17 protein-coding genes, 1 other RNA gene and 3 pseudogenes are annotated in these 22,567 nt (G+C 58.5%); 9 read left to right on the forward strand and 12 right to left on the reverse strand.

Translation table 11 applies throughout. The features are described from left to right. Window positions 1-418 precede the first annotated feature (418 nt). The 3 genes from ssrA to AB1I47_RS24875 all read left to right on the forward strand — a co-directional run bounded on the left by ssrA (window position 419) and on the right by AB1I47_RS24875 (window position 4,502). Window positions 419-778: a transfer-messenger RNA gene (gene ssrA, locus AB1I47_RS24865) on the forward strand. A 1,217-nt stretch (window positions 779-1,995) separates the two neighbouring features. After that, window positions 1,996-4,275 (forward strand): DUF6531 domain-containing protein, encoded by a 2,280-nt coding sequence (locus tag AB1I47_RS24870; protein ID WP_354686370.1) that lies wholly within the window; start codon window positions 1,996-1,998, stop codon window positions 4,273-4,275. A gap of 11 nt (window positions 4,276-4,286) precedes the next feature. Beyond that, entirely contained in the window at window positions 4,287-4,502 is a 216-nt protein-coding gene (locus AB1I47_RS24875; protein ID WP_354686371.1) for a hypothetical protein, read from the forward strand. A gap of 648 nt (window positions 4,503-5,150) precedes the next feature. On the opposite strand, the gene AB1I47_RS24880 is transcribed toward AB1I47_RS24875, so the two are convergent. From AB1I47_RS24880 to AB1I47_RS24895, 4 genes are read right to left on the reverse strand one after another with little or no spacing between them, the layout of a single operon-like run. Then, on the reverse strand, window positions 5,151-5,990 hold the full coding sequence (locus AB1I47_RS24880) for a DUF7281 domain-containing protein (protein ID WP_354686372.1): 840 nt from the start codon (window positions 5,988-5,990) through the stop codon (window positions 5,151-5,153). After that, window positions 5,987-7,207, reverse strand: coding sequence for a hypothetical protein (locus tag AB1I47_RS24885; RefSeq protein WP_354686373.1), 1,221 nt, complete (start codon window positions 7,205-7,207; stop codon window positions 5,987-5,989). The genes AB1I47_RS24880 and AB1I47_RS24885 overlap by 4 nt, the downstream gene beginning before the upstream one ends. Continuing rightward, window positions 7,200-7,847: a condensin complex protein MksE gene (locus tag AB1I47_RS24890; RefSeq protein WP_354686374.1), complete on the reverse strand. Its 648-nt coding sequence runs from the start codon at window positions 7,845-7,847 to the stop codon at window positions 7,200-7,202. Before AB1I47_RS24890 ends, AB1I47_RS24885 begins: the two co-directional genes overlap by 8 nt. Continuing rightward, entirely contained in the window at window positions 7,844-10,039 is a 2,196-nt protein-coding gene (locus tag AB1I47_RS24895; protein WP_354686385.1) for an ATP-binding protein, read from the reverse strand. The genes AB1I47_RS24890 and AB1I47_RS24895 overlap by 4 nt, the downstream gene beginning before the upstream one ends. Before the next feature lie 4 nt (window positions 10,040-10,043). Between AB1I47_RS24895 and AB1I47_RS24900 the strand changes: the two are divergent. Further along, window positions 10,044-11,275: pseudogene (locus tag AB1I47_RS24900) on the forward strand (IS3 family transposase); the annotation flags it as partial. An 82-nt stretch (window positions 11,276-11,357) separates the two neighbouring features. On the opposite strand, the gene AB1I47_RS24905 reads toward AB1I47_RS24900, so the two are convergent. The 3 genes from AB1I47_RS24905 to AB1I47_RS24915 are packed head-to-tail and all read right to left on the reverse strand — an operon-like array spanning window position 11,358 to window position 14,510. Then, window positions 11,358-12,356 carry a tyrosine-type recombinase/integrase gene (locus AB1I47_RS24905; RefSeq protein ID WP_354686375.1) on the reverse strand — a complete coding sequence of 333 codons (999 nt, stop codon included), beginning with the start codon at window positions 12,354-12,356 and terminating at the stop codon, window positions 11,358-11,360. Further along, window positions 12,349-13,293 (reverse strand): tyrosine-type recombinase/integrase, encoded by a 945-nt coding sequence (locus tag AB1I47_RS24910; protein ID WP_354686376.1) that lies wholly within the window; start codon window positions 13,291-13,293, stop codon window positions 12,349-12,351. The genes AB1I47_RS24905 and AB1I47_RS24910 overlap by 8 nt, the downstream gene beginning before the upstream one ends. Further along, window positions 13,290-14,510 (reverse strand): tyrosine-type recombinase/integrase, encoded by a 1,221-nt coding sequence (locus AB1I47_RS24915; protein WP_354686377.1) that lies wholly within the window; start codon window positions 14,508-14,510, stop codon window positions 13,290-13,292. Before AB1I47_RS24915 ends, AB1I47_RS24910 begins: the two co-directional genes overlap by 4 nt. A 157-nt stretch (window positions 14,511-14,667) precedes the next feature. On the opposite strand from AB1I47_RS24915, the pseudogene AB1I47_RS24920 reads away from it, so the two are divergent. Continuing rightward, window positions 14,668-15,027, forward strand: a pseudogene (locus AB1I47_RS24920) (integrase core domain-containing protein); the annotation flags it as partial. A 555-nt stretch (window positions 15,028-15,582) separates the two neighbouring features. On the opposite strand, the gene AB1I47_RS24925 reads toward AB1I47_RS24920, so the two are convergent. Then, entirely contained in the window at window positions 15,583-16,593 is a 1,011-nt protein-coding gene (locus tag AB1I47_RS24925; RefSeq protein WP_354686378.1) for an ATP-binding protein, read from the reverse strand. A gap of 272 nt (window positions 16,594-16,865) precedes the next feature. Here AB1I47_RS24925 and AB1I47_RS24930 point away from each other — a divergent pair, with 272 nt between their 5' ends. Both AB1I47_RS24930 and AB1I47_RS24935 read left to right on the forward strand, forming a co-directional pair. Next, complete coding sequence (locus AB1I47_RS24930; RefSeq protein WP_354686379.1) at window positions 16,866-17,177, forward strand: H-NS histone family protein; 312 nt, start codon at window positions 16,866-16,868, stop codon at window positions 17,175-17,177. A 74-nt stretch (window positions 17,178-17,251) separates the two neighbouring features. After that, window positions 17,252-17,545: a hypothetical protein gene (locus AB1I47_RS24935; RefSeq protein WP_354686380.1), complete on the forward strand. Its 294-nt coding sequence runs from the start codon at window positions 17,252-17,254 to the stop codon at window positions 17,543-17,545. Between the two features lie 310 nt (window positions 17,546-17,855). Here the strand turns inward: AB1I47_RS24935 and AB1I47_RS24940 are convergent, their stop codons facing one another. Beyond that, window positions 17,856-18,056 carry a hypothetical protein gene (locus AB1I47_RS24940; protein WP_354686381.1) on the reverse strand — a complete coding sequence of 67 codons (201 nt, stop codon included), beginning with the start codon at window positions 18,054-18,056 and terminating at the stop codon, window positions 17,856-17,858. A gap of 315 nt (window positions 18,057-18,371) precedes the next feature. Between AB1I47_RS24940 and AB1I47_RS24945 the strand changes: the two genes are divergently transcribed. Beyond that, window positions 18,372-18,830 (forward strand): fumarate hydratase, encoded by a 459-nt coding sequence (locus tag AB1I47_RS24945; RefSeq protein WP_354686382.1) that lies wholly within the window; start codon window positions 18,372-18,374, stop codon window positions 18,828-18,830. A 671-nt stretch (window positions 18,831-19,501) separates the two neighbouring features. On the opposite strand, the pseudogene AB1I47_RS24950 reads toward AB1I47_RS24945, so the two are convergent. Then, window positions 19,502-19,819: pseudogene (locus AB1I47_RS24950) on the reverse strand (PHA-granule associated protein 4); the annotation flags it as partial. A 369-nt stretch (window positions 19,820-20,188) separates the two neighbouring features. On the opposite strand from AB1I47_RS24950, the gene AB1I47_RS24955 reads away from it, so the two are divergent. Next, window positions 20,189-20,974, forward strand: a complete 786-nt coding sequence (locus AB1I47_RS24955) for a metallophosphoesterase family protein (protein ID WP_354686383.1) — start codon at window positions 20,189-20,191, stop codon at window positions 20,972-20,974. Window positions 20,975-21,608: 634 nt separating this feature from the next. Here the strand turns inward: AB1I47_RS24955 and AB1I47_RS24960 are convergent. Both AB1I47_RS24960 and AB1I47_RS24965 read right to left on the reverse strand, forming a co-directional pair. Then, the gene (locus AB1I47_RS24960) at window positions 21,609-21,959 is read right to left on the reverse strand and encodes a helix-turn-helix domain-containing protein (protein WP_318238079.1); all 351 of its coding nucleotides are present in this window, start codon (window positions 21,957-21,959) and stop codon (window positions 21,609-21,611) included. After that, window positions 21,959-22,261, reverse strand: coding sequence for a type II toxin-antitoxin system HigB family toxin (locus tag AB1I47_RS24965; RefSeq protein WP_354686384.1), 303 nt, complete (start codon window positions 22,259-22,261; stop codon window positions 21,959-21,961). The genes AB1I47_RS24960 and AB1I47_RS24965 overlap by 1 nt, the downstream gene beginning before the upstream one ends. Window positions 22,262-22,567 lie beyond the last annotated feature (306 nt).

Consider the following 22,567-nt stretch of genomic DNA (forward strand, 5'->3'; position numbering starts at 1 on the left):
CTAAAGGGCGCTCAGCGTAATCCGCGAATGTCTCTTTTTTCGAAAGCGGATCCCCGTCACGGGACTTGTCTGCCCTTGTCTCCGATCCGCGATGAGCCGGAAAGGTCGAGGAAATGACGAGCACGGTCGGCGCGCGAAGGTCCGTCGACTGGGCGGAGCCGGCGTCCGAATGTCCTTGAGATAGCGCACGCCAACGGCCGGCTACTGCCGTTGCACTCCACGCCGCCAATCGCAAAGCGGGGTCGGGACGGGCGGTTGCGGCGCCGGGGCAATAAGGTCCGATAACGCCTCCTTATGAGCGGCGCACAGAAAATTCGCCGGCAGTAGTTGGATGGGTGTACAGAGTCGAGAGTTCAAGAGTCTCGCGCCTGCGCTGCCCGACGGGGCTGCGCAGCCCGATTACGGGCCTTGTAGAGCCGCGCGTAAACTGCCTTGACGCTGCTGGCAGGAGGCGTAGAATCTGCAGGGTCGGGTGCCGCAAGGTTCCCGATAATGGTTGTGAACCTTCTTCTTGAAGGCCTTCTGGACGGCGGTTCGATTCCGCCCAGGTCCACCAGAAGCACATTGCACGGGTAGTGCGCTTCTGATGGGCCTGACTTGGTTTCGACAGGGGGAGATAGGGTCGTGAGGCAACCCGTCAGAGAAGACGTTAAAACTAAATCGAAGTAAATGCTAACGACGAAAAGTTCGCATTGGCCGCCTAACAGCCGCCTTGGGTTGTAACTGACCTCGAAACAGAAAAGTTACTGACAAGGGCTCCTTCGGGGGCCCTTGTTCATTTGAAGGCTTGGCATCGATGGCAGCAGCGAATACTCGGAAATGCTCGATCACGACGGCAAATGACAGCTCCTCCTGGCGTGCCTCAATGAGCCCGCCCGCCTACTTCTCTATGCTGGCGAAAACAGTCCCTACAGCGGCCCAAGCTATAAAACCTTGAAGCCCCGTCCAAGGATGTGACGTAAAAGTCTAGACATTATGCCGGGTATGTCTCGCGGAACGGTATCACCGACCGGGTCGCCGGCGAGAAGTCTTCGTCATCGGAGGGGCAGGGCGGTGCGGCAAGTCACGGATCTCCGCCCTCTGTCCGTCGTCTCTTCGCGACCCTTCTGCGTCGTTCGGCGCTCCCGCTATCTATGGCAGCAATCTGACGTGATGCAGCCGTTCGGACACTGAGTGCGTCCGTGCCTTCGCCAAGTCATCGTGATTTTAATAAATCAGATCTCAGACTTAAGCAAATCGATACGTGAGGTGATGTCCCGGCCCCTACACTCGCGTGAGGCATTCGTTTCAAGAAGAATAAGGGGCCAGGATAGAACTGCGGGGAGGAGTCGCATTGGCAAGGCCAATGACCTGTTGCCATGCAAGTTGTATTGGGCATGCGAGTCAGTTAGACGTGCACAAAAGCAGCCCATGCAGGTTGGGCCGAGTTCGGATCTGTCGACCGTGGCGTGGCCAGATGACAAGACCTGCCAAGTACCACTACAAAAACACTCAGTCCCGTCGGGGTGCTAACCGGCATTGCGAAGGATTGGGCATTGAAGACAAGGAGGGGTCGTGAAAGGAATTTTCAGTTTGAGGGGAGTTTTCGCACTTGCTATCGTTCAACTGATATTGAGTGGCGTCGTTTGCGCGGCGGATCAAATCGGTAGTGGAGGACCAACCCACAAAGTGTGGGTACGGCAAGAAGCGTACATGGAGGCGCCTGGTTACCCGCAGGAACTGGTGGAGGAGGGGCAGCTATGCGCAGCCGATGGCGGGGTTATGTTTCCGAACTGGGACCCTAAGAAAACAGATCCAGTCTACTGTAATAACGATAAGCAATTCTGGAGACTTGATTGCGACCAAGCGGCATCGGGAATGTACCGGTCCGCCTACAAGACGTATTACTACTGTGGATGTAGGAATGGTATGGTAGGAACCCGTTCTGGTTGCTCGTGCCCCGCCGGGACAACGTGGGACGCTACTGCAAATCGTTGCATAAGCGCGCCAAGGGAAATGGCATGTTCAGCTATCGGCAATCCCGTTCTGCCCGGTGCAGGACAGAAGATTGCCAGCGAAACAGATTTTGCCGATATCAGAAATAGCCTGTCATTCCGGCGAAACTATTCGAGCAAGGGGCTGAAAGGTGGAAGCCTCGGTGACCTGTGGATCCACAATTGGGAGCGCCGGATCGATGCTGGAACCCATCCAGCTGTTACGGACCAACTGACGGTGATCCGAGGCGACGGTACACGCCAATACTTCGTAAGGGATGCAACGACCAGGCAGTGGCAGCCGTCGTACGCTTACGAGAAGGGCAGATTGAACGGAAGGTCAGCTCCGAGCGGAGAAACAGTGGGCTGGGAGTATATTGCCGAGGACGACTCGATCGAGAGCTACAGTGCGAGTGGCCAGCTACTTTCCGTCACTACTAGGGCGGGTGCTAAGACAATCCTTGCGTATAGCGATGCGGCGACTCCGCCGAGCATTGCTCCTGCACCTGGCCTGCTGATTGCAATTGCCGATCAGTTCGGGCGCACACTGAAGCTCAGTTACAACGCCGACAAACGGGTGAATGCGATCACCTCTCCGGCAGGTGAAATCACCTCCTTTGAATACAGTGTCTACGGCATGCTGTCGAAGGTCGTATGGCCGGACGCACGCTTCCGTACCTATGTGTATGAAGACACGAGATTCCCGTCAGCGCTGACTGGAATCATCGATGAAGCTGGTACCCGGTTCGGGATCTACGCCTACGACGCAGCGGGCAGGGCGATTTCGAGCGAGCATGCTGGGGGCGTCAATCGGTTCCAGTTCCAGTACCTGACGGGAAGCACAACGAGCGTCACTACTCCCGGTGGGTCGAACACGACTCTCAGCTTTGAGCAGACGGGTGACGACTTTATGAGATCAACAGGGGCATCCGCCTCTTGTCCGGAATGCGGCAAGGTGGCAAAAAATACCAGCTATGACGCCAACGGTAACGTGTCCGGCAGCGTCGACTTCGACAACAAGGAAACACGCTACACCTATGACGCGCTTGGCCGAGAAACACAGCGCATCGAGGACTACAGCACGCCCGACCCCAAAACCACGACCACCGAGTGGCATCCGACCTGGAAATTGCCGCTGAAGGTCGCAGCGCCAGGACGCGTGGACTATTTCACCTACGACGCAAGAGGTCAAATGACCGCTCACGGCTGGTTCCCTACGGCTGACGCCAACGGCAGTCAGGGGCTCGGAGCAGCGCCATCGGGCACGGTGTCCAGCAACGGCTATGGCTATGACACCAACGGGCTAATGACGGCTTTGGTGGAGCAGGTCGATGGCACGGTGACACAGCAGTGGACATTCGGCTACGATGTGCAGGGTAATTTGACATCTGCAACCGACGGAACGGGTAGAACGTCGCGCGCCGTGCATTATGATCCCGCTGGGCGGTTGCTCGAGGCAGTCGACCTAGAGGGCGTGACAGTCAAGTACGTCTACGATCAGCGGGGGCGCGTGCTCCAGTACCTGTATGGCGACAACGTGACGGCATATGTGTACAACGCGATTGGGCAGAAAATCCAGGTGACGAGTCCCAATGGAGACGTGACGAACTACACTTATGATGCGGCGCACCGGCTCATTGATGTTTTGCTGAATGGGCAGTCGCTCACTGGTCCCGATCCGGATGAGCAACAACTGACGTTGGCGAAGACGACATCAGAGAATGCGGGGAGTAATCCATTCAGCGCATGGATGGGGTGGATCTCGAAACTATTCAACTGGCTGTTCGGATCGGCACATGCGCAAGCAGTACCGGCGCCGGTGACGGCTGTGGGCGCATCCATGTCGATTCCTGGCACCTACACACCGAGTCCATGGGACGTACTCGCCCCCAACCTCGGCGGAAAGAAGCCTTGGGAATGGATGGCAATTTGGACGTCACGACTGATTGAGACGTGTTCGGGAAATAGTCCGAAAACAGATCACCGAGGAAGGATTCAGGCGCAAGGTCCCGGCTATCGAGATGAGGGAGCGGGCGATGTTGAGGCTTGGGCTCAAGAGGAACCGCTTACAGCCGCGTCGGGCTTGGCGAAATTGGAAGCCCTCGAAGGGCGCATGACCAAGAAGCAGTATCTGGACCGCTCACAGGCTTTGGCGAGAGCCAAGCGGTTTGTTGTGAATGCCAGTAGAGGTGGAGGAACAGGCCCGACAAGGCAGAGCTTCCGCAATGATGAAGTCATCGTAGTCAATGGTAGTGAACGAATTGACATTGAGGTGCAAAAAGGCATGGCCTTCGTACCGTAAGGGGAAACGGGATGACAAAGACATATGAGATTTGGCAAGCCATTTCGGACGTTGACGGCAGTGGACAAAACGCGCTCATCGAAAAGGGGCAATTCGAAGCACAAGCTCACTTGTTCGAAGGCAAGCCGGTTCTACTAAAAACGTTTGATGCCGAAACCTACGAGGAGGCCGCGCAAATTTATAACGATTACTTCGGATGGGGAAAATACCACCCGATGGAAGACTAAGGACTGACTTGCGACACCATCGCATGTCACGTTCCCGAAGATTATGTCGTGCAGCGGCTCCCCCACGCTGAAGTCTTACGGGTTGGTCAGCCGCTCGCGCCCGACGCGAGACGACTTTCGGTGAGCTGCGGCACGGGGGCCAATGACCAACGCCGGCTCAACGTCGGTTCATGAACACACACCGGACGTTCGCTGACGAAATGGCCAATGGCCGAGCCTGGCCGGCAACAGTCTTACACTGCCCCAAAAGTGCGACCGGTTAGCAGTTGAGCCTGGGGCTGGGAAGTAGGTGACGGCGACAATGTTGGGAAGGGGCGATAAGGGCCGATAACGCCATTTTTGGCACGGAAAGTCCGATGCCCCCCCAATTGCTGCGGACCGGCAAGGCAAGGTGGGTGGCGACCCGCTTACGTTGCGGAAAATGGCGACCAGGGAAGGTGTAATGAATTGGGCCGCAAAGCAGTCCATATCCCAATTGCGAGTTATTGGGTCGCGTTTCGATGTCAATAGCTTCGCTGCTTCACTGAGGTGGCGGGGTCTGGGATGGTTGGGACACTGTGTTGCGGCCCAATCTATTGCACCTTGGAGCCCCTTCCTAATCAACGACTCGTCAAGCCACAAGACACATTACAAGGCAGTGGGGGACCGTCAGTCACAACGTCGGGTTGTAGGCGCGCTCTCCATCCACTCCTGGGTGTAGCCTTGGCGAAGTTCCTTGAGCAGCGCGAGCGAGCGCACGATGTCGGGATGCGCCGACGCCGCGAGCTTGGCCCCGTGCACTCCGATTTGAGCGTCGTATAGGTCGTAGCGCTTGCGCTCTCGGATGGCCGATATAAGCCAGCGCTCGTCTGGAAGAATCAGGTGGGCAAGGCGAGGAAGGGAAGCCGCTATGGACAGCCCTGCAGGGTCAAAGTCCACGAACGCATCAACCGGCTCCCCGCGAGCCACAAGGACCTTCGCCGCGTCAGCAAGGCTGAAAGTCGGGTCGCCGCGGAAAATCGCGAGGGTGCTCCCGCGACCGTAAGTAATCCATGCATAACGGTGCAAATGCCTGAACGTCTCGAGGTTCTCGACCAGAAGGATACGGTCGCACCGGACACGCATGGCGTCCTCGGTGCTCAGCACCATATAGCCGCCGCCTGGTGTCTTCAACCCCGCCCCGTCCAGATCACAGTCGCCATGGGCGGTGCGCAGCGCCACCGAGTTGGAATGGGGGCGACTACCAAATGCTTTCTCGGATACGCCAGAGTACTCCGCAGTCTCAGCCCGGCGCATCTCCCCGTCAGGCCGCGAGAGTGGGATGCCACGATTCTCAAGGAGCTTAGCTGCCGTCGCCCAGTCGTTGGGGCCGTAGTGGATCGATCGGCCGGAAGCCCGACCGACGCCGTAGGTCGCAATCGTCAGGGAGAGCGGGCCGGCCTTTCGCGTCGCCGGCCGCGTTGCGATCAGGCGTTGGAGAAAGGTGATTTCCTGGGCGGAGAGGATCATAGGAAGCCGTGCGCGAGGATATCGCTGGATACCTGGTTGGCGTACAACTGGTCGGCGGGCAACGCGTTGACAAAGGTCAGGTGGACGCCTTCGCTCTCCAGCTGGATGGACGCATAGAGCAGCCAATCCTCATCCCGCAGGTCCATCCCGTCCGCGTGACGTTCCTTCCAGTCGCGCAACGAGATGGATTGCGAGGACTGATGTAGCGCCGTGATCAGCTCGCTCAGCATCGCGTCGTGGGGCTCGAGGGGATCGGGAGCGGCCACTTCCTCTTCGTCGATGATCGCGAGCGCTGGCTCTGCCTCCCGAACCGGGACTGGAACTGCACGCGGAGGCAGGCGCCGGAGTGCATCCATCAGCGCGGCCCGGTCGCGGTCGCTGCACGTCCTGACGTCCAGGTTATGCACCAGGGGGATCGGCTCGGCCACGAAGATCCCGGCGGGTGCGCTGTCCGACGAGACCTCGAATCCGGAGGCGGTCTTGTTCTGGCGCAGATAGTGAGCGACACGACTGAGCTTTCGCACCCGCTCCGACTGCAATTTGGCACGAAAGAGCGAGCGGTTGATCGCCGCCTGCACGTCCTTGATCTGCAAGGTCCATGTGAGGATGCGGCTCGTCAGACGCTTGCGCACAATCGAACGGACGTCGAGCATGCCGATGTTCAGCGCTTCGGATTCCACCTCGCTGAACAGGGTGTTCACTTGCTCCATCTCGTTCAGGGACTCGGAGACCTCGTTCACATAGAACTTGTTCTGGCGAAGCTTCGCTTGAAAGTTCGAGACGTCGCCGTACTGCGTTGAGATGAGCGCATGAAGCAAAGACAGGTTTCGCTCGATGGAGTAGGAGATGTCGATGACCGTGTCGACCAGTTGTGCAACCAGCGACTCCCGGTCGCTGGCGTCGCCGTTATCGTATCGAACGCGAATCTCACGCCAGACCGATCGCGCTTGCTGGATCCCACCGGACAGGCGAGTTAGCGTCTGGTACGCGCGATAGCTGACGAGGTAGTCGGCGATGAAATCGCGCAGTCGCGGGTTCAGACGGTAGACGCCTTCGTCCTGTGGCTTCAGCGCCTTCAGGTTCGAGAGCGTATCGATCCGGGCGTTGCGAGTACGGTCCCCCAACTCCACTGAGGTATCGAAAGCTTCTGAGATCAGGTCGTCATTCTGGCTCAACGCCCGGAGGAGTTTGCCAATCTGATCAGAGGACTCACGCATCGCTCATCCCGCCCAGTGTTTGCTGCTCCTCGACCACTTCATCCTCGATTCGGTCGGCCTGGATGGCTTCATTCTCCGAGATGAATTCGATGACGGAATAGAGATGCTCGATCTTGCCGGTAATCTTGTAGATGTCGGCCTGAGGGTTGAAGAGGATGACGTACCCCTCGTCGCGCAACTGCTCCAGCACTTTGCGGAAATTCTCCCGGATGGACTGGCGCGCGTTGAAGCCCTTGATCACATGGCTGAGCCCATTGAGCTGACTCTCCAGCGACGCACTGTCGATGATCAGTTCTTCCATCCGCGCCAGTCGAATGACATCGCCCGGGCTGAGGGCGATCTCCGTGGAGTTTGTTTGCCGGATGAGGTCAAGCAGCATCACCGCAGGCCCATAGACATCCCGGAAGCGGCGGAGATCTTCCTTCAGACGGGTGACTGACAGGGTCGTGACGTCCTTCGGTGCCGTGTAATACGCGCCGTCCTCCGAATTCGTGCGCGCGAGGCGCAAGTCCATATGACCCAGAACGTCTTCGACCTTTGCGAGCGCTTCCGGGTCCGAGAGGTAGTTGTACTCGGTCGGGTACGCGACCGAACAGATGAAACGGCCGGAGAGCAGGGTTTTGAGAACGGCGGCGATCACTGAGCGTCTCCAGCAGCGTGGGTCATGCTTTCGCCCGTCGTCACGAGGTCGTGCTTCGGTACGGCGAATGTACGGATCACGCCCATATCCTCCAGACGATATCGCTGCGCGAACTTGCGATAGTGGCGAGGGTTCAGATCCGGCGAGGCCGTGATCACGTCGATCCGGTTGTCGCGCAGCATATCCATCAGGGCGATGAAGTTCGGTCCGTCAAATTTTCCGACTTCGTCGGTGACCCATGTAATGTAGATCGCGTCCTTGCCGCGGATCATGTTCAGCATTCCGAGCAAGAGCGTAATCAGGATGATCGAGGTCAGACCGTTTGACGACACGTTTTCCAACTCGCTTTCGCGGTGGAAAATCTTCTCGACGTCGTTCTCCATAACCTTGCCGCGAATACGGATGTGCTGCGACAGGTCGACCTCAAGCCGGCCACCGCTAGCGATGGTATTGGCGAACTCATGGAGTACGACTTCGGCGGCTTCGTCGGGAACCTGCCGGCGCTGGCCTGCGCGTCCCAGGGTAAGGTGTGAATCGTTAGCGAATTTGCTGACCTGCTTCAGGCGCTCCATAAAGCCCAGGTCAGAAAAATCCGTGACCATCTCGATCTCCAGCCCACGAATGCGCTCAAACTGTTGCACCGAGTGAAGGCCCTTGCGGAGCTCCTTGTTGAAGCGCTTGATGTCCGACTCGAAGCTCTGAATCGCGCTATGGAAGCGTTCGATTGTGTCCAAAATCACGCGCAGCGTATTGTTCAGGTTCGCAACGATCTCGTTCGGGATATTGCGATGGCACCGTACGAGGGCGCGTGCTTTCTCGATACGGTCGTTTGATACCTCCGCCACGGAGCGGTCGACAAACTCCCTGACGTTGTTATCGCCGGCCGTCAGGCGGTTGTAAATCGTGTTGTGAAGCTCGCCGATCCGGCGTGTCGTCGTCGCTAGCTTGCTTTGCGCGGCGCTGACGTTGATCGCCAATTGTGCGGCGGTCATGCTGGGGTCGATGGAGACATCTGCGTGCTTTGGCGGCGGCAACTCAGACTCAAGCATCTGCAGTTTTTTGACCTGGCTGTCCAGGTCAGTGATCGACTCGTCGAAGGCCTTCTGCTGCACGCGATAGGCCTCGATTGCGCGCTTGACGGCATCTTCATGAGCCTTGACGGCGGCGTCGGCCTTCGATAGTGCCGTATTGGCGTCGCGCGCCACGTCCTCAAGGCGGATCAGTTCCGTCGGCCCGTTGTTGTTGAGCCAGGTACGCCACTGTTCAACCAAGACCGCCTTGTTTTCCAAGGTGCGCAAGGTCGCATCGATTTCCTTGCGGCGAGCATCCCATTGTTCGAACTTCTCTGGATCGAGATTCTGGGCGCGCAGTCGCTCATTGCGTCGGGCGGTTAGCGCGGCTACCTGGCTGGCGGCTTGCTGTTTGATCGCGTGCCGGCGGGTCTCGAAATCGGACGCTTCTTTCTTCGCGGCAAGGCCGGCGTTCCAAATCTCGGTACCGAAGCGGCCTTCAATGCTCTCGATCTCTTGTCGCGCGGAGGCAGTATATTGCTCCTGCGCTTGCTTCAGCGCCTTCATCTCCTTGCCTAGGCGGCTGATGACATCGGCAAGCCGTTCGCGTTCGGCTTTCTTCGCTTGCTCGAGAGCCTCCCGGGCCTTCGCAAGGCTGAGTTCCTTCGTGGACTGGTTCTTCTCGAAAACCGACACCTGGCTTTGGGCCAGAAGCAACACCTCATGCGCGCTCGTCACATTGGCCGAGGCGGCTTCGCGCTTGGCCTTGGTGTCAGTCTGGAGGGCGTTCGCGACGGTAAGGCGTTGGCGGGTCTGTTCGATCTCTGCCCGAATCTCTTCCTCGTCCGCCCACGCCGGCATCGCCAGATTCTCGACATCAATGGACCACCCAAAGGCGGTTGTCGGGTCAGAACCGCCGTCAAACGTCGGGTTCAGGTCCGTACGAGTCAGATGTTTGGGATCGACGACCTTTGCGAAGTGATCCCAGTTCTCTTGTGGTTCACGCCGGATGGCTGCCAGGAGCGTCCCGTCTTCCGGCTTGAGGCTGCGTTCCAGGTGGCCAATTTCGGACTCGATGGCCCCAATCTGTTCGTGAACGGACGCGACTTCCTGATCGAGAACCCCCCGCGGCAGAATAGATGTCGCCCCGATAGAATTTGAACCCTGGGGGCGATAAGAGATAGAAGTGGCTCGTTACGGACAAGAATTCAAGGACCGGGCGGTAGCACGGTTGTTACCGCCGGAGAGTGCGGCGGTGGAAGTGGTTTCAAGGGAATTGGGTGTGGCAGTGGCCACGCTGGAGCGCTGGCGTGCGGACGCTATGTCCATGCCCGCTCGCGAGCGGGCATGGACAGCGGCGGCCAGGTTTGAGGCGGTGCTGGCGACGGCTGCGTTGGACGAGGCCAGCAAGAACGCCTGGTGCCGTGAGAACGGTGTGTATCCGCAGGAGTTGGAGCAGTGGCGCACTGCCGCCACGCAGGCGCTGGCTGAGCCCGAGGATGCGCGCGCCACCCATAGTGAGACAAAGGCCGATCGGCGCCGTATCAAGGAACTCGAGCGCGAGCTGCGCCGCAAGGAGAAGGCCCTGGCCGAAGCTGCCGCCCTGTTGATACTCTCAAAAAAGCTCGAGGGGATCTTCCCGAAGGACAAGGACGAGGACGCATGATCGGCCTGGAAGATCGCCAAACGATGGTCCGCCATATCGAAACCGCTCACGCAGGCGGTGCTCGCCTGCGCCTGGCCTGCGAGGTAGCTGGCATAACCGTGCGCACGCTGCAACGCTGGAAGGCCCACGATGGCTTGGTGGTCGGCGACCGCCGCCCCGGGGCCGAGCGGCCCACGCCCGCGCATGCGCTGAGCATCGAGGAGCGCGAACGCATTCTGGCCGTTGCCAACGAGCCGCGCTTCGCCGACATGGCGCCGGCGCGCATCGTGCCCATGCTGGCCGATGAGGGTGTCTACCTGGCCAGCGAATCGAGCTTCGGTCGGGTGCTGCGCGCCCATGGGCAGACCCGGCATCGGGGGCGTGCCAAGGCGCCGCGCCAAAGCCGTCCGCCCACCACGCACGTGGCAACGGGGCCGCGCCAACTGTGGTGCTGGGACATGACCTACCTGCCGGCCGAGGTCGCTGGGCGCTGGTTTTATCTGTACCTCATCCTGGACGTGTACAGCCGCAAGATCGTGGGCTTCGAGGTCCACGATCGGGACGACGCCAACCACGCGGCGCATCTGGTCAAGCGCACGGCGCTGGCCGAGGGTATTCACGCCATGGCGACCAAGCCGGTGCTGCACGGGGACAATGGTGCTACGCTCAAGGCCACCACGGTGCTGGCGATGTTGCACTGGCTGGGCGTCAAGCCCTCGTATTCGCGCCCACGCGTGAGCGACGATAACGCCTTGTATGTTGCGCTCAAAAAAATGTTGCGCGACGAACGGGAAGCCAGGGAGCGCACAGTAACCCTGGCTCGGTTCCGCACATAAGTGTGTGCCTGGTCTGCCGTTATAGTCCACGGAGAAACATCATTAGCGATGGCAACTCGCGTCGGTGCAAGGGCGAGACCGGAAGCCCCGAAATGTCCACAGTGGCCAGCGCCTTGGCCTTCGTTTCAAGGTCGACCTCCGCATAGACATTGGTCGTGTCCAAAGATACGTGGCCAAGCCACGCGCGGATCGTGTTGATGTCAACGCCAGCGCGGAGCAGATGAACCGCCGAAGTATGCCGAATATTGTGTGGACTGATCCGCTTGGACGCTATGGATGGGAGTGTTTTGCTGGCCGCCGCGGCGTAATTTTTGACGAGACGGTGGATACCGAAACGCGTCATGGGCTTGTTCGTACGACCAAGAAAGACGACCTGATCGGCGCCACGGCCGGCGACCAAATTCTTCAGCAGCGGTATCATCATAGGCCAAATAGGACACACCCGGACCTTGTTGCCTTTACCAAGAATTCGCACTGCGGGGGGCTCGCCGAGATGAAGATCGCCAATGGTCAGGCGTGCAACCTCGTCGGCTCGGGCGCCGCTATTGTAGAGAAACAAGAGTAAGACGTAGTCACGCAGTCCAATCGCTGTGCCACGGTCTGGCTGCCTCAACAATTCGTCCATCTCGATCTTTTCAAGATAGCCGACCATGGTCTTGTCTGTTTTTTTGAATGGGACTTGTCGAATCTCCGTACACCAAGATAGGTGCACTGGCGAGCGCGTTCCAATGAAGCGAGCCAAAGAATGAATAGTGCCAAGACGCTGATTGCGGGTGGCGGCGGTGCACCGTCGATCTCGTTCCAGATGATCAAGGAACTGACGCACGATCGCGGGGGAAAGATCCTCGACTGACATCCGGTCGATCGCAATCCCGGTAAGTTTGCTCGCGAAAGGCAGCAACAATGTCAACGTGTCGCGGTAGCTGGTCTGCGTGTTTCGAGCCAGATTGAGCTCGCCTACCAAGTACTCTAGAAGGAAGCGACGGATCCATGGTCCCAACAGGCTTTTATCATTCATGGCTATCTCCACAATTTGCATACCGGGCAAAGCGCTGACTGGCTTCCTGAAGTAACTCTGGTGTCATTTGCAAGTAGCGCTGGGTCGAACGGATCTCAACGTGCCCAAGGTAGGTTGCCAGTCGTGGCAACAGGCGTTGAACATCCTGACCGGACCGATACCACGATAGGACCCGGTGAACTGCCGCCGTGTGACGTAAGTCGTGCAATCGCGGCGGACGCAGCTCATTCGGCGGGCATTCGATACATGCAGCGCGGCGTACGCGCTGGAACAGGGTGATGACGCGCTGATACGTCCAGGCAGCTCCAGTGCGGGACGTAAAAAATGATGAGTCTTCGCCTGCTGGCATGGGAAGTCTTCGGCGCCGATCAGCATGTGCCGTCAATTCCAGCGCAAGCTTTGGGCCAATCGGGACCAATCGAGTTTTATAAAATTTGGCGTTGTGCACGGTGATGACCCTCCGCACAAGATCGACGTCGCGCATGGTCAATCCAAGTGCCTCACTGATGCGCATGCCGCTGCCATACAGTAGCAGGATCAAGCTACGAAACATTGGCGCTTGCTGCCGGCTGTAGATACTGTCAAGCCCGGCCGTGGCGTCAAGTAGTCGATGAAGCTCTTCAGTGGAATAGATGTATGGTGTTTGCTGCGGCGGAAGCCTGGGCAATCCTTGTGGCAGTGGAGACTCTTCTACATGGCCTCTGCTGATCGCGAATCGATACAGGCCGGACAGCAATCTGTACTTGGTCCGCCAGGCTGAACTAGGCGGGCCCGAGCCTTGCAAGAAGGCCAAGACCTGCTGCGCCTGAACTTCCTCTATCTGAATGTCGCCCATTTGACGGAAAAATTGGCGCAACGTCCGTTTAGCCGTTTCAGATCGCAAGCCTACCGACCGTTGCAATTCGATGTAGGCGTTTATCACATTGATTAGCCTCATTGGAGATCTCCCAGATCGAAGTCACCCACTTCATAGAGAGCCGCCAGATCAACCTTCGCGTATGTACATGCAGCCGATGTGCTGCGGTGGCCAAGATGGTCTCCTATCTCTTTTAGGCTAAACCTTTCGGCAATAAGGCGCATCGCACAGGCGTGTCTTAATGCGTGGGGCCCGCGATGGGCGACCTCGATTTCAAGCGCCAGAAACTTGGAGCTGACAATGGCATAAATGCCCGCACGCGTTAGTGGGCGATGCGGAGAATTCAGACCAATGAAAACTTCGGGGTGGGACGTTGATAGGCGGACAATGTCGATGTAGCGAGCTAACGCTTCCGCAACTGATGGCAGCAGCGGATACATCTGAGGTTGTCGCCTCTTGAGACGGAACATCCGAATAACATGCTGTTGCCAGTCCACCTGATCAAGCCGCAACGATGCCACTTCACTGGCGCGCATGCCATATATGGATAGCAGCATCAGGATAGCGCGATCGCGTACATCACGTGGATCGTCAGTCAAGGTGTCGGCCAACATCCTTTGCACATCAGCCCAATCGGGTGCGAATGGAAGCGATTCCTGCCTGTAGATCCGCGGGCCACGTATCACCTGGGACAGTCGAGGATTGCACCATCCCTGTGACGCCGCGTAGCGCAGAAATATCCTCAGCACTCCGGCCACGGTGGCGACGGTCACCCGATTCCAGCGATGACTCTCATCGATAAAGTAAGTATCAATGACGTTCGGCTGAAGGAGACACAAATTGTGTCCGGTTTTGCTACACCACTTAAGGAAATCCCTCACAACGTCTCGCCCATGGACGATGGTTGAATCGCTGAAGCCTCGCTCGTCGTGCATCCACCTGCAGTACTGATCCAGTACGTTCTGGTATTCAAACACCTCGATGGGCTCTTTCCACCAGCCGAGAAACTTAAGCCATGGACGGGTGATGTCGATGAATCTTCGCTCGGTCGTCGGCGCTTTCTGAACAGCTGTTCGCCGGGCAACAATCGTCTTTAGCTTCTCCATGTCGATGCCGTTTGACGCATCTGCGCCAAGCAACTGGGCAGCCCATAGCAACTCATTGCTTTTTACACGCAGTGATCCGTACGTGGCACCGGATTCAAAACAGTGCTGCAAATAACGTTCTCGTTCAGCAGCAAATGGGGCATCTCGATGGCGACGCAGGGCGGCTGCGGACGAAAGTAATCTCTGGAACATGGCGAACCTCCGGTTTGTGGATGGTTCACCAGAACACTCTCAAAAAAATGTGGCGTCAAGCATCCCGGATTTCGCCTCTCATCTACAGGAGCCATCCGTCCGCAACGTATTTTTGAACGCAACATACAAGGCGATATGTGATTTGGCTCATATCGCCTTTGTGGAGAGCCTGTTCCGCACGGCCAAGTACAGACCCGAGTTCCCGTCCACGGGCTTTGGCGATCTGGCCGCGGCGCGCACCTGGGCGGCGCACTTCGTCCACTGGTACAACCATGAGCACCGGCACAGCGGCATCCGCTACGTGAGCCCGGCACAGCGCCACGCCGGACAAGACGACAAGATTCTGGCCGCGCGCCACGCGCTGTATGTTCAGGCCCGTGAGCGCAACCCGCGTCGCTGGACATGCGACACGCGAGACTGGTCGCCAATCGACACGGTCACGCTCAATCCGGAGCGCGAGATTGCCGTGCCCAACAGTATCAAGCTAGGCGTAGAAAAACAGCGTTTGGCTGCATGAATGAGGCGACATCTACCTTGACGCGCGCCGAGAAGGGTAAAGCGCTCGCGGGCGGCCACGCTTTCCTGAGTTCGCGTCACCACGAGGTTACGGGCGCCAACCAGAGAGTCCTTGATGCCGTCGATCTGGTCCCGAAGGTCGTTAACTAGCGCTCGAGCGTCGTCCGGTCCCTCTACGCGCTTGGATTCAATGTTGGCGCTCTCAAGCGCCACCCGAGCTTCGACCAGCCCTTCTTGGTTGGCGGTGGCCTGTTCCGCATGATGCCCGCGGGCGGCTTCAAGCGATGCGTTCTTCTGGCTATTCAGGCTCTCCAATTGCGCCTGGCGTCGCTCGCGGTTCTCTTCAGCTTCTTGGTTGAGCGTCTCGCGGGTCGTCTCGATCTCCTCGCGCGCAGCTCGGATCTCGTCCTCGATAACGGCGGCCTCGGCGGAATACACCTGGCGTTGCTGCAGGATGCCAGCCCGTTCAGCTTGCAATGCCTGTACGCCTTCCTGCTTTTTTGCCCAGCCGGCGACGTCTTCTTTGTCAAAGCGTGCCTTGAGCGCGGCTTGATCGTCATAGGCCTGTTCGGCAGTCCGACGATTGGACTGGCGCTTGCTCGAACGCGGTGGTCAGGGTTGCCTGGATATTCTGCTCGGACTCCTGATGGCGCTGCCGTTGTGTTGCTGCGGTGTCCTGACAAGTAGTGATATCGGCGAGCGCTTTCGTCTTGTTGTCCAGCAGTGCGCTCACCTCGGCAGAGAGCAGGCGAATGTCGTCTTCCTCGCGATAACAGCGGTCGATCGTGGATTCAAGGTCGTCCACGATCGGAGTTATTTTGTTGGCGTCCTCGCACGCGCGGCGATTCTTGATCCAATCGGTTATCTCGCTCTTGGTCTGCTTGAGAAGGAGCTTGTTCCTTTCCGAGTCCGCGCTGGCGCTCGTCTCCTCGTTGACCATGCCGACGGCGACTTGGATAAGGTCGGCGAAGCTCACGTGTTCCTTGACGACCGAGCCAACCAGGCGGTCGAGATTCGGCATGGCGCGCGGGGCGAAAGAGTATTCGCGTGCGATCTGGCGCAGCCTGTGCGCCTGTTTCGTGTTCGCCTGGAGATTCAGGATGATGGCTCGATACTCGGAAGCGCCGAGCTTCATCGAGAAGGCTACGCCGATATTGGTGGCTGTGGTCTTGGATCCTTCGTCGTCCAGAAACGTCCCGTTCTCGTCAACGAAGATTTCGCGCCGAAAGCCGGATTCGAAAAGACGATACTCGAGCGCGTCGGGATTGTCCCGGCGGGCACGCAGAACGGCCAGGCGCAAATCGTGCGTTTCGGACGGGCCGCGCTGGTACTCGAAAACGATCGCGCTTTCCGGCGTCGGCAGCGTGAATCGTGGCATCGATTTCTGGCCATGTCCGATCTGAATGATCTGGCTCGGTAGGTGCCCGTAAAAGAGGGGCGTGAGACGGAGAGTCGTGGTCTTACCAACGCCATTGGGTCCAACCACGGCGGCGCCGTCGCGCGGGTCGATTTCGGTGATTCGCCGCGAAGGGCGTTGCTTGTTCGTCCCCACGTTGACGAGGAACATTTTCCGGAATCGGTGCACGGGCTTCCTTCGTTATTAGTTTGGAGCGTTGCCCAGGGCCACTGCGGTGGCGCGAGACGGTGAATCGGTCACGCCGGTAGTTTGCCAGATTGCCGACCTCAAGCGACTCCTGGCTCTATTTTCATCGGATTCAGGTGGATGACATCGATTTTTTCATTGAATGGTGGCTTATGATGATGTTTAACAGTTTTGCGCCTAAGCTTGATTAGCTTTAAACTATGTCCTGTCATCCCTCGACTGGAATGGAAACTCACATGGCATCCTATAAGGAACTCATGTCCCAGAAGCAGGCCCTCGAAGCCCAACTGGAAGAGGTACGCGCCAATGAAGTGGCGGGCGTCATCGAGAAGATTCGGAGCCTAATGGCCGACTATGGCTTGACGGTCGAAGACATTGCCAAGCGCCGTCGCGGCCGTCCAGCGGGCAGCGGTGCAAGCAAGCCGAAGTCGGAACTGCCCCCGAAGTACCGCGACCCCAAGACCGGGAAGACCTGGTCCGGCCGTGGTCGCCAACCGGCTTGGCTCGGTAAGAACCCCAAGCGATTCCTGATTGCCGAAGAAGCCTAATTCTCAGCTCCCGGTCCTCAAGTCGCATTCGCCCCTGCCCACATGCAGGGGCTTTGTTTTTTGAGAGCAGCACCATGTCCCTTGAAGCGATTCACGCCGAGATCATGCTTGCCCGGCCATACCTGATTCCTCGCGAACGCACAGAGGAGGGTATAAGGAATGGATATTCCTATTGGCTGCAGGTTCCGCCCAGTAAGGAGGTGCGAGTCATCCGTCTTTCGCAAGAGGACGGTAGCTATGAGCTCGTGCGTTCGGCCAGCGAGCGCAAAACCCTCGCGAAAGTTCGACAGCGTTTCTCCGGCTCAGTAGCCGAGATCTTGGCCATCATCGATGAGCAGATCGACATCATCCGGAAGCCAGAGTGTTAGTCACTTTCCCCCGCTGACCAAAACTGGTGAGGGACTGGATGGAATGATTTGCATGGAGCCGACGGCTGTCGAGTCCATGGACATGCGTGAATCTGCGGATGCCGGGGCAGTGGTAGCACGTCTTCGGCACAATCTCAACGCGCAGCCGGCGATAACCGACGGGGCCAAGAAGGCAGTCTTCCAGCGACAAGTCCCTGCAGCGGTATTGCGTCGACTTTGCAGGATGCAATCCGTGATCCGCAGCATTCGTCGCCAGGAATTCTTCGCGACAAATAGAGCAAAACGCGACCGCTCTCCGGACCGAGCGGCGTTACGCAATACGGCGCATGGCTTCAAGCATGGAATACCCTTGACTCGTCAAGCGAGGGTGGGCATTTACGCTGCCGTGGCCGTGCTCCATCGTCACCAGTTTGTGGACCAGCAAGCCGTCCAACTGCTCCGGTTCGAGATCGTCGATGACTTGCGCATCGCCAAGCAGTAGCAGCGCGGCGATTTCATGAGGACTGAGCATGTCAGGCTCCTTTGTCGGGGGGGACGGAAAAAGGAACTACGACTGCTGGTCCGTGGGCGGAGTTCCACGGAAGATGACAGGAACAACACTGAGTGAACTCGGTGCGAGTACGCGCTGGGTATGCGTACACCGAGCATTGACACTAAACGCTCTTGTCCACGGAATCAAGCGCTACGTGTGCTGCAATGCAGCGGCAAAGCTGAAACCCATCGGATCGTTGGTCGATGTTTGAGCCGTTTTCGCAACCCCATGGTGAGCCCCGGATCACTACAAAGGTTATACTCCGCGACTCCAACCAATAACGGATAAATCAACATGGTCGCAGCAACCAAAGCAACGACGCCGACGAGCGCGGTTACCAAAAGGAAGCCTGTCACAAAGAAGCTGACGGCACCGACGAAGAAGGCGAGCGTGCTCGCACGTGAAGCCCTGGCAGCGAAGAAGCGCTTGCTGAAACTGCGTGCCGACACGAAGAAGGCCATTGAAGCTGCAAAGCGTGAGGTCGTGAAAGCGACGGAAGCCGCAAAGTCCGCAGCGCGTTTTGAGAAGCAAGCCGCAAAGGACAAGCTCGCGGCGAAAAAGGCGAAGGCTGCAGGTGTCAAGAAGGCTTCCAGCAAAGCTGCCGCCACGAAGGTCGCCCCGAAAAGGGCTGCCGGCAGTAAAACCAATGCGACTGTTGTGCCGAAGAAGGCTGCGGTGAAATCCGTGACGAAGAAGCGAGCCCCGGCGAAGAAAGTGGCGCAGACCGTCGCGGCACCCGAAGCTTCGGCGTGAATTTTTGCCTCGAGCGAATTGGCCTTTGGCAACCGGGTCGATTGAAGCAGGATGGGTGCACACCGGCGCCTAGTTTGATCGCCTCGGCAGGCCGAACTGAGTTTCGGCCTGTTCTTCACCAGCAGTATCCCGCCTCTAGCTTCGTTAGTGCTGCGGCCCCATACTGTTGAAGCTGTGCTCGAGTTATGAGAGGCCCACCCAGTACGCCTCCAATCTTGATCCGCGTTTTTCCACCCGCTAAGCGCTGGCCATCTGAATACATCTGGCTGGGCAATCGCCCCGCGCCGCAACCGAGACACACGCTTTGACTGCGCGCCATGGCAAGCAGCAAGGTGCGTCGCCATGAAGTCAATTCCGCATGCCGAGCGCTACACCGATGCCCATGACATCCGTCTGGGGCTGTGCGTACCCATTTCTGCGAACCATGAAGAGGGGCGTCTGCTGATAATGTGGACATCGTCCGTGCCCCTGCGCGGCCAGTTTATCGGCGTGGAGCAAGCCATGAATCAGCTCAGAGATTCGTGGTTCCATTGCATTGCGAGGTTCGGAAGCGCCCCGCGCACTGTTGTCCTTGCGCAGGAATGACCGATCGGTCGGTTGGCGCGCCAACATGATGACTGGTGACGGAGCAATTTCAGCGTGGTCATGTGACGACGCGTGGTGGCTGCGCCCCCGAGCTTCTCCGCTTTTCCCTCCAGGCGCTCCAACTCAGGCGCTGGCAGCATGCTGAGCTCAAATTGACAGTAAAGATTGCGCTGACGGAACGTCAACTTTGGACGACTCAGTCCGGCAACGAGTGCCGCCGGCGAGCTGACGGCAATACTGTCATGGCCGCGATACTGGACACGTATGCCAAGCTTTTCGCCACGCCTGCCAAGTTCAATCGCATCCTGCCATCCTGACTCGTAGTCCAAATCCACGACCGTGACGCCCTCTGTTTCCAGGAGCTTTAGCGCTTCGCCTTTGGTCGCAGCCAAAGCTGTCGCCATTGCCGCCTCCCTGCTAGTAGGACCTGTGGCGACTCACTCGCTTCTACGGCCCAGATTCATGTTGCATGACAACATTGTAAGCGGGGAACGGTCGACTTCGTCAGGTCTTGTCGTCCAGCGTGCGGCTCTGACTTAAGAACCTGTACTGGTGGATGCAGTCGCCTTGCGCGGGGGCAGTTGCGGTTACGTATTCGACTGACTTCTGATCAGGTAAATTGGGATCATTCAAGCCGATCCGGGTAGCAAAGGGTGCCATTTTGCGAGCGGAGCTTGCCCGATTCGTCATGCGCAATTCCGCGACGCCGAACGGGGCGCGATCGCCCAGACCGCAGCCCAGAGGGGTGGCGAGGCGTACACCGCCAGCCGCCCATGGTCACGTCATCGGATTCGCCTGTTTCCTCACACAAACCAACTCAATTACCCCAACGACCGATGTCTGGAGGCCATGTCTTCATTTGTGGCGACCCCCATGGTGAGTTCGGCCCGCTGGTCGAAAGCGTCCACCGTCACCGTCCCGAGGCGGTGGTGCTCGCTGGCGACATTCAGGCCAGGCGTCCACTGGATGAAGAGCTTGCCAGCATCCTTCCCCTGACGCAGGTATGGTGGATTCCCGGCAATCACGACACCGACAGCGATGCCGACTACGACAATCTGTTCGGCTCGGGCCTGGCCGACCGGAATCTGGATGGCCGGGTGGTCACTATCGCGGGGCTGCGGTTTGCCGGGTTAGGGGGGATTTTTCGCGGCCAGGTCTGGATGCCGCCGGAAACCTCGCGCGTAGAGAGCGAGTTTGACTATCTTGCCAAATGTGGAAAGGGGAACTACTGGCGGGGCGGTCTGCCGCGGCGTCATCGCAGCACGATCTTCCTTCAGACGTACAACGCGCTATTGAATCAGCATGCGGATGTCCTGGTCAGCCACGAGGCTCCGGCTTGTCACCCACACGGATTCGAGGCGATTGACACGCTCATCGAAGCAATGGGAGTGAAACGCGCTTTCCACGGCCATCACCATGAATCCACGGTTTATCCGAGCACAGGACCGTGCCGATTCTTCGGTCTCGGTGCGTGCGCGGTGGCCACGATCGACGGAGACTTCTTGTACAGCGCCCCGCCTTGTCCGGATCAAGACGAAACAGGCTCAATCGGCGGTTGAGGTTCGCTCTGGCAGCTCAATTGGGCGCCAGCGGACGGGGCAAGCGACCGGCGCGCTTCCGGATTGCGCACGAGGGTCAGACCGCCCGCAAGTCGGCATGACGCCCGCAGATCCGGGGGGCGATCGCGCATGCGGCGACTGCCCTCGGAAAGTTGGACGCGCCGGTTGCCAGATAGTAGCGCGACAAAAAAACAGCTCTCGATCCGATGGAGGAGAGCCGCAGAACGTCCAAGAAGAAATCGGGTTACACCTTTCGGCGACGACCACACTCCGTATCCGCAAGCTTGCCCACCCGCGCCCCTCCCCTGAGCGCGGGTTCTCTTCTAGCGAACAGGTGAACTGTATGGCGCGGGCCAGATTGCAGGCCACGTCGGCTTGGCGGATACTGGCTGCGGGAACCCGCAAGGCGTGACCCGATTTCTTCTTGGACGTAGCAGGCCTACCCAAGCAGGATACGACGATATAAATTGGGCAACACAGGATTGGCCGGCAGTTCTGGGGGGACGACGGTGACACGCAGAACCGTGGCAGGTCGACTACATTTCCGATGACAATCCTGTGCAGTTGCGTGGGTTCCCTTCAGCCGGCAACCAGGGGGGTGCTTCCTCTGCCGTTTGCCTGGCGCTCGCGCCCCCTACGACAGGAGGCTTTCGTAGGGAATGCGCAGGCCATCATGCAAGCGCTTGACCATGCTCAGGCTGAGCTTGCGCTTGCGGTTCAGTACCTCAGACACGCGGCCACTGGAGCCAATGAACGGCTCAAGATCGCGCGTGGTGAGGCCCTGCTGATCCAACCGAAACTTGATGGCTTCGACCGGATCGGATGGCGGAATAGGGTAATGCTCTTCCTCGTAGCGTTCCACGAGGATTGACAAGACTTCCAGCTCATCGCCTTCGGGCGAGCCGACCGGCGCGCCCCATAGCTGGCCGATACGCTCCATGGCAGTGTCGTAGTCTTGTTCGGTACGAATGGGCTTGATATCCATCACACGCTCTCCGCGTCAACTTTGTCGTATTGGGCATGGGTGCCAACAAAACGCACCCACCCGATCTGGCGTTCATAGTCGATTGCCAGGATCACGCGATACTTGTTCCCGGCGATATTGAACACTACGCGACCACCCTTGAGGATACTGGCTGTCCGTAGTTCGGCCTTCACCTCCTGTGGAGTCGCATATGTCACTTTCTCCATGTGGCGATACCACTCCGTAAGGGGCGATATCGCATCCGCATACGCGGGGTCGCTCTCCCAAAACTCTCGCAGCGTCCGCCGCGCAATGATCCGCATCCTTTGACACTCCCGTTTTGGGAGGATTGTACTCCCATTTTGGGAGGTTTGGGTTTGACTCCGCGCGTAGGCTTACCGAAAGTTGGATGAGTCGCAGGGGCGGGAACAAAAATTACGCGACCAGGAGGGGCAGAGGCAAAGCGCCGACTATCGGGTTGACGGTAACGATAGCTATAATTTAACATAATCTTTGTTATGCGAACTCTTGGTGTAGCGGCTAAGCGGTAATGTCCGGTTCTGGCTAAGTTCAAATGTCCGAGTTTGGCAGGCGTAAGCTTGACGGCTTCCAGCGCGCGGGAGCCCGTC

It is taken from the genome of Cupriavidus necator (genome assembly GCF_040578825.1).
In the GTDB taxonomy this organism is placed as follows: Bacteria; Pseudomonadota; Gammaproteobacteria; order Burkholderiales; family Burkholderiaceae; genus Cupriavidus; species Cupriavidus necator_E.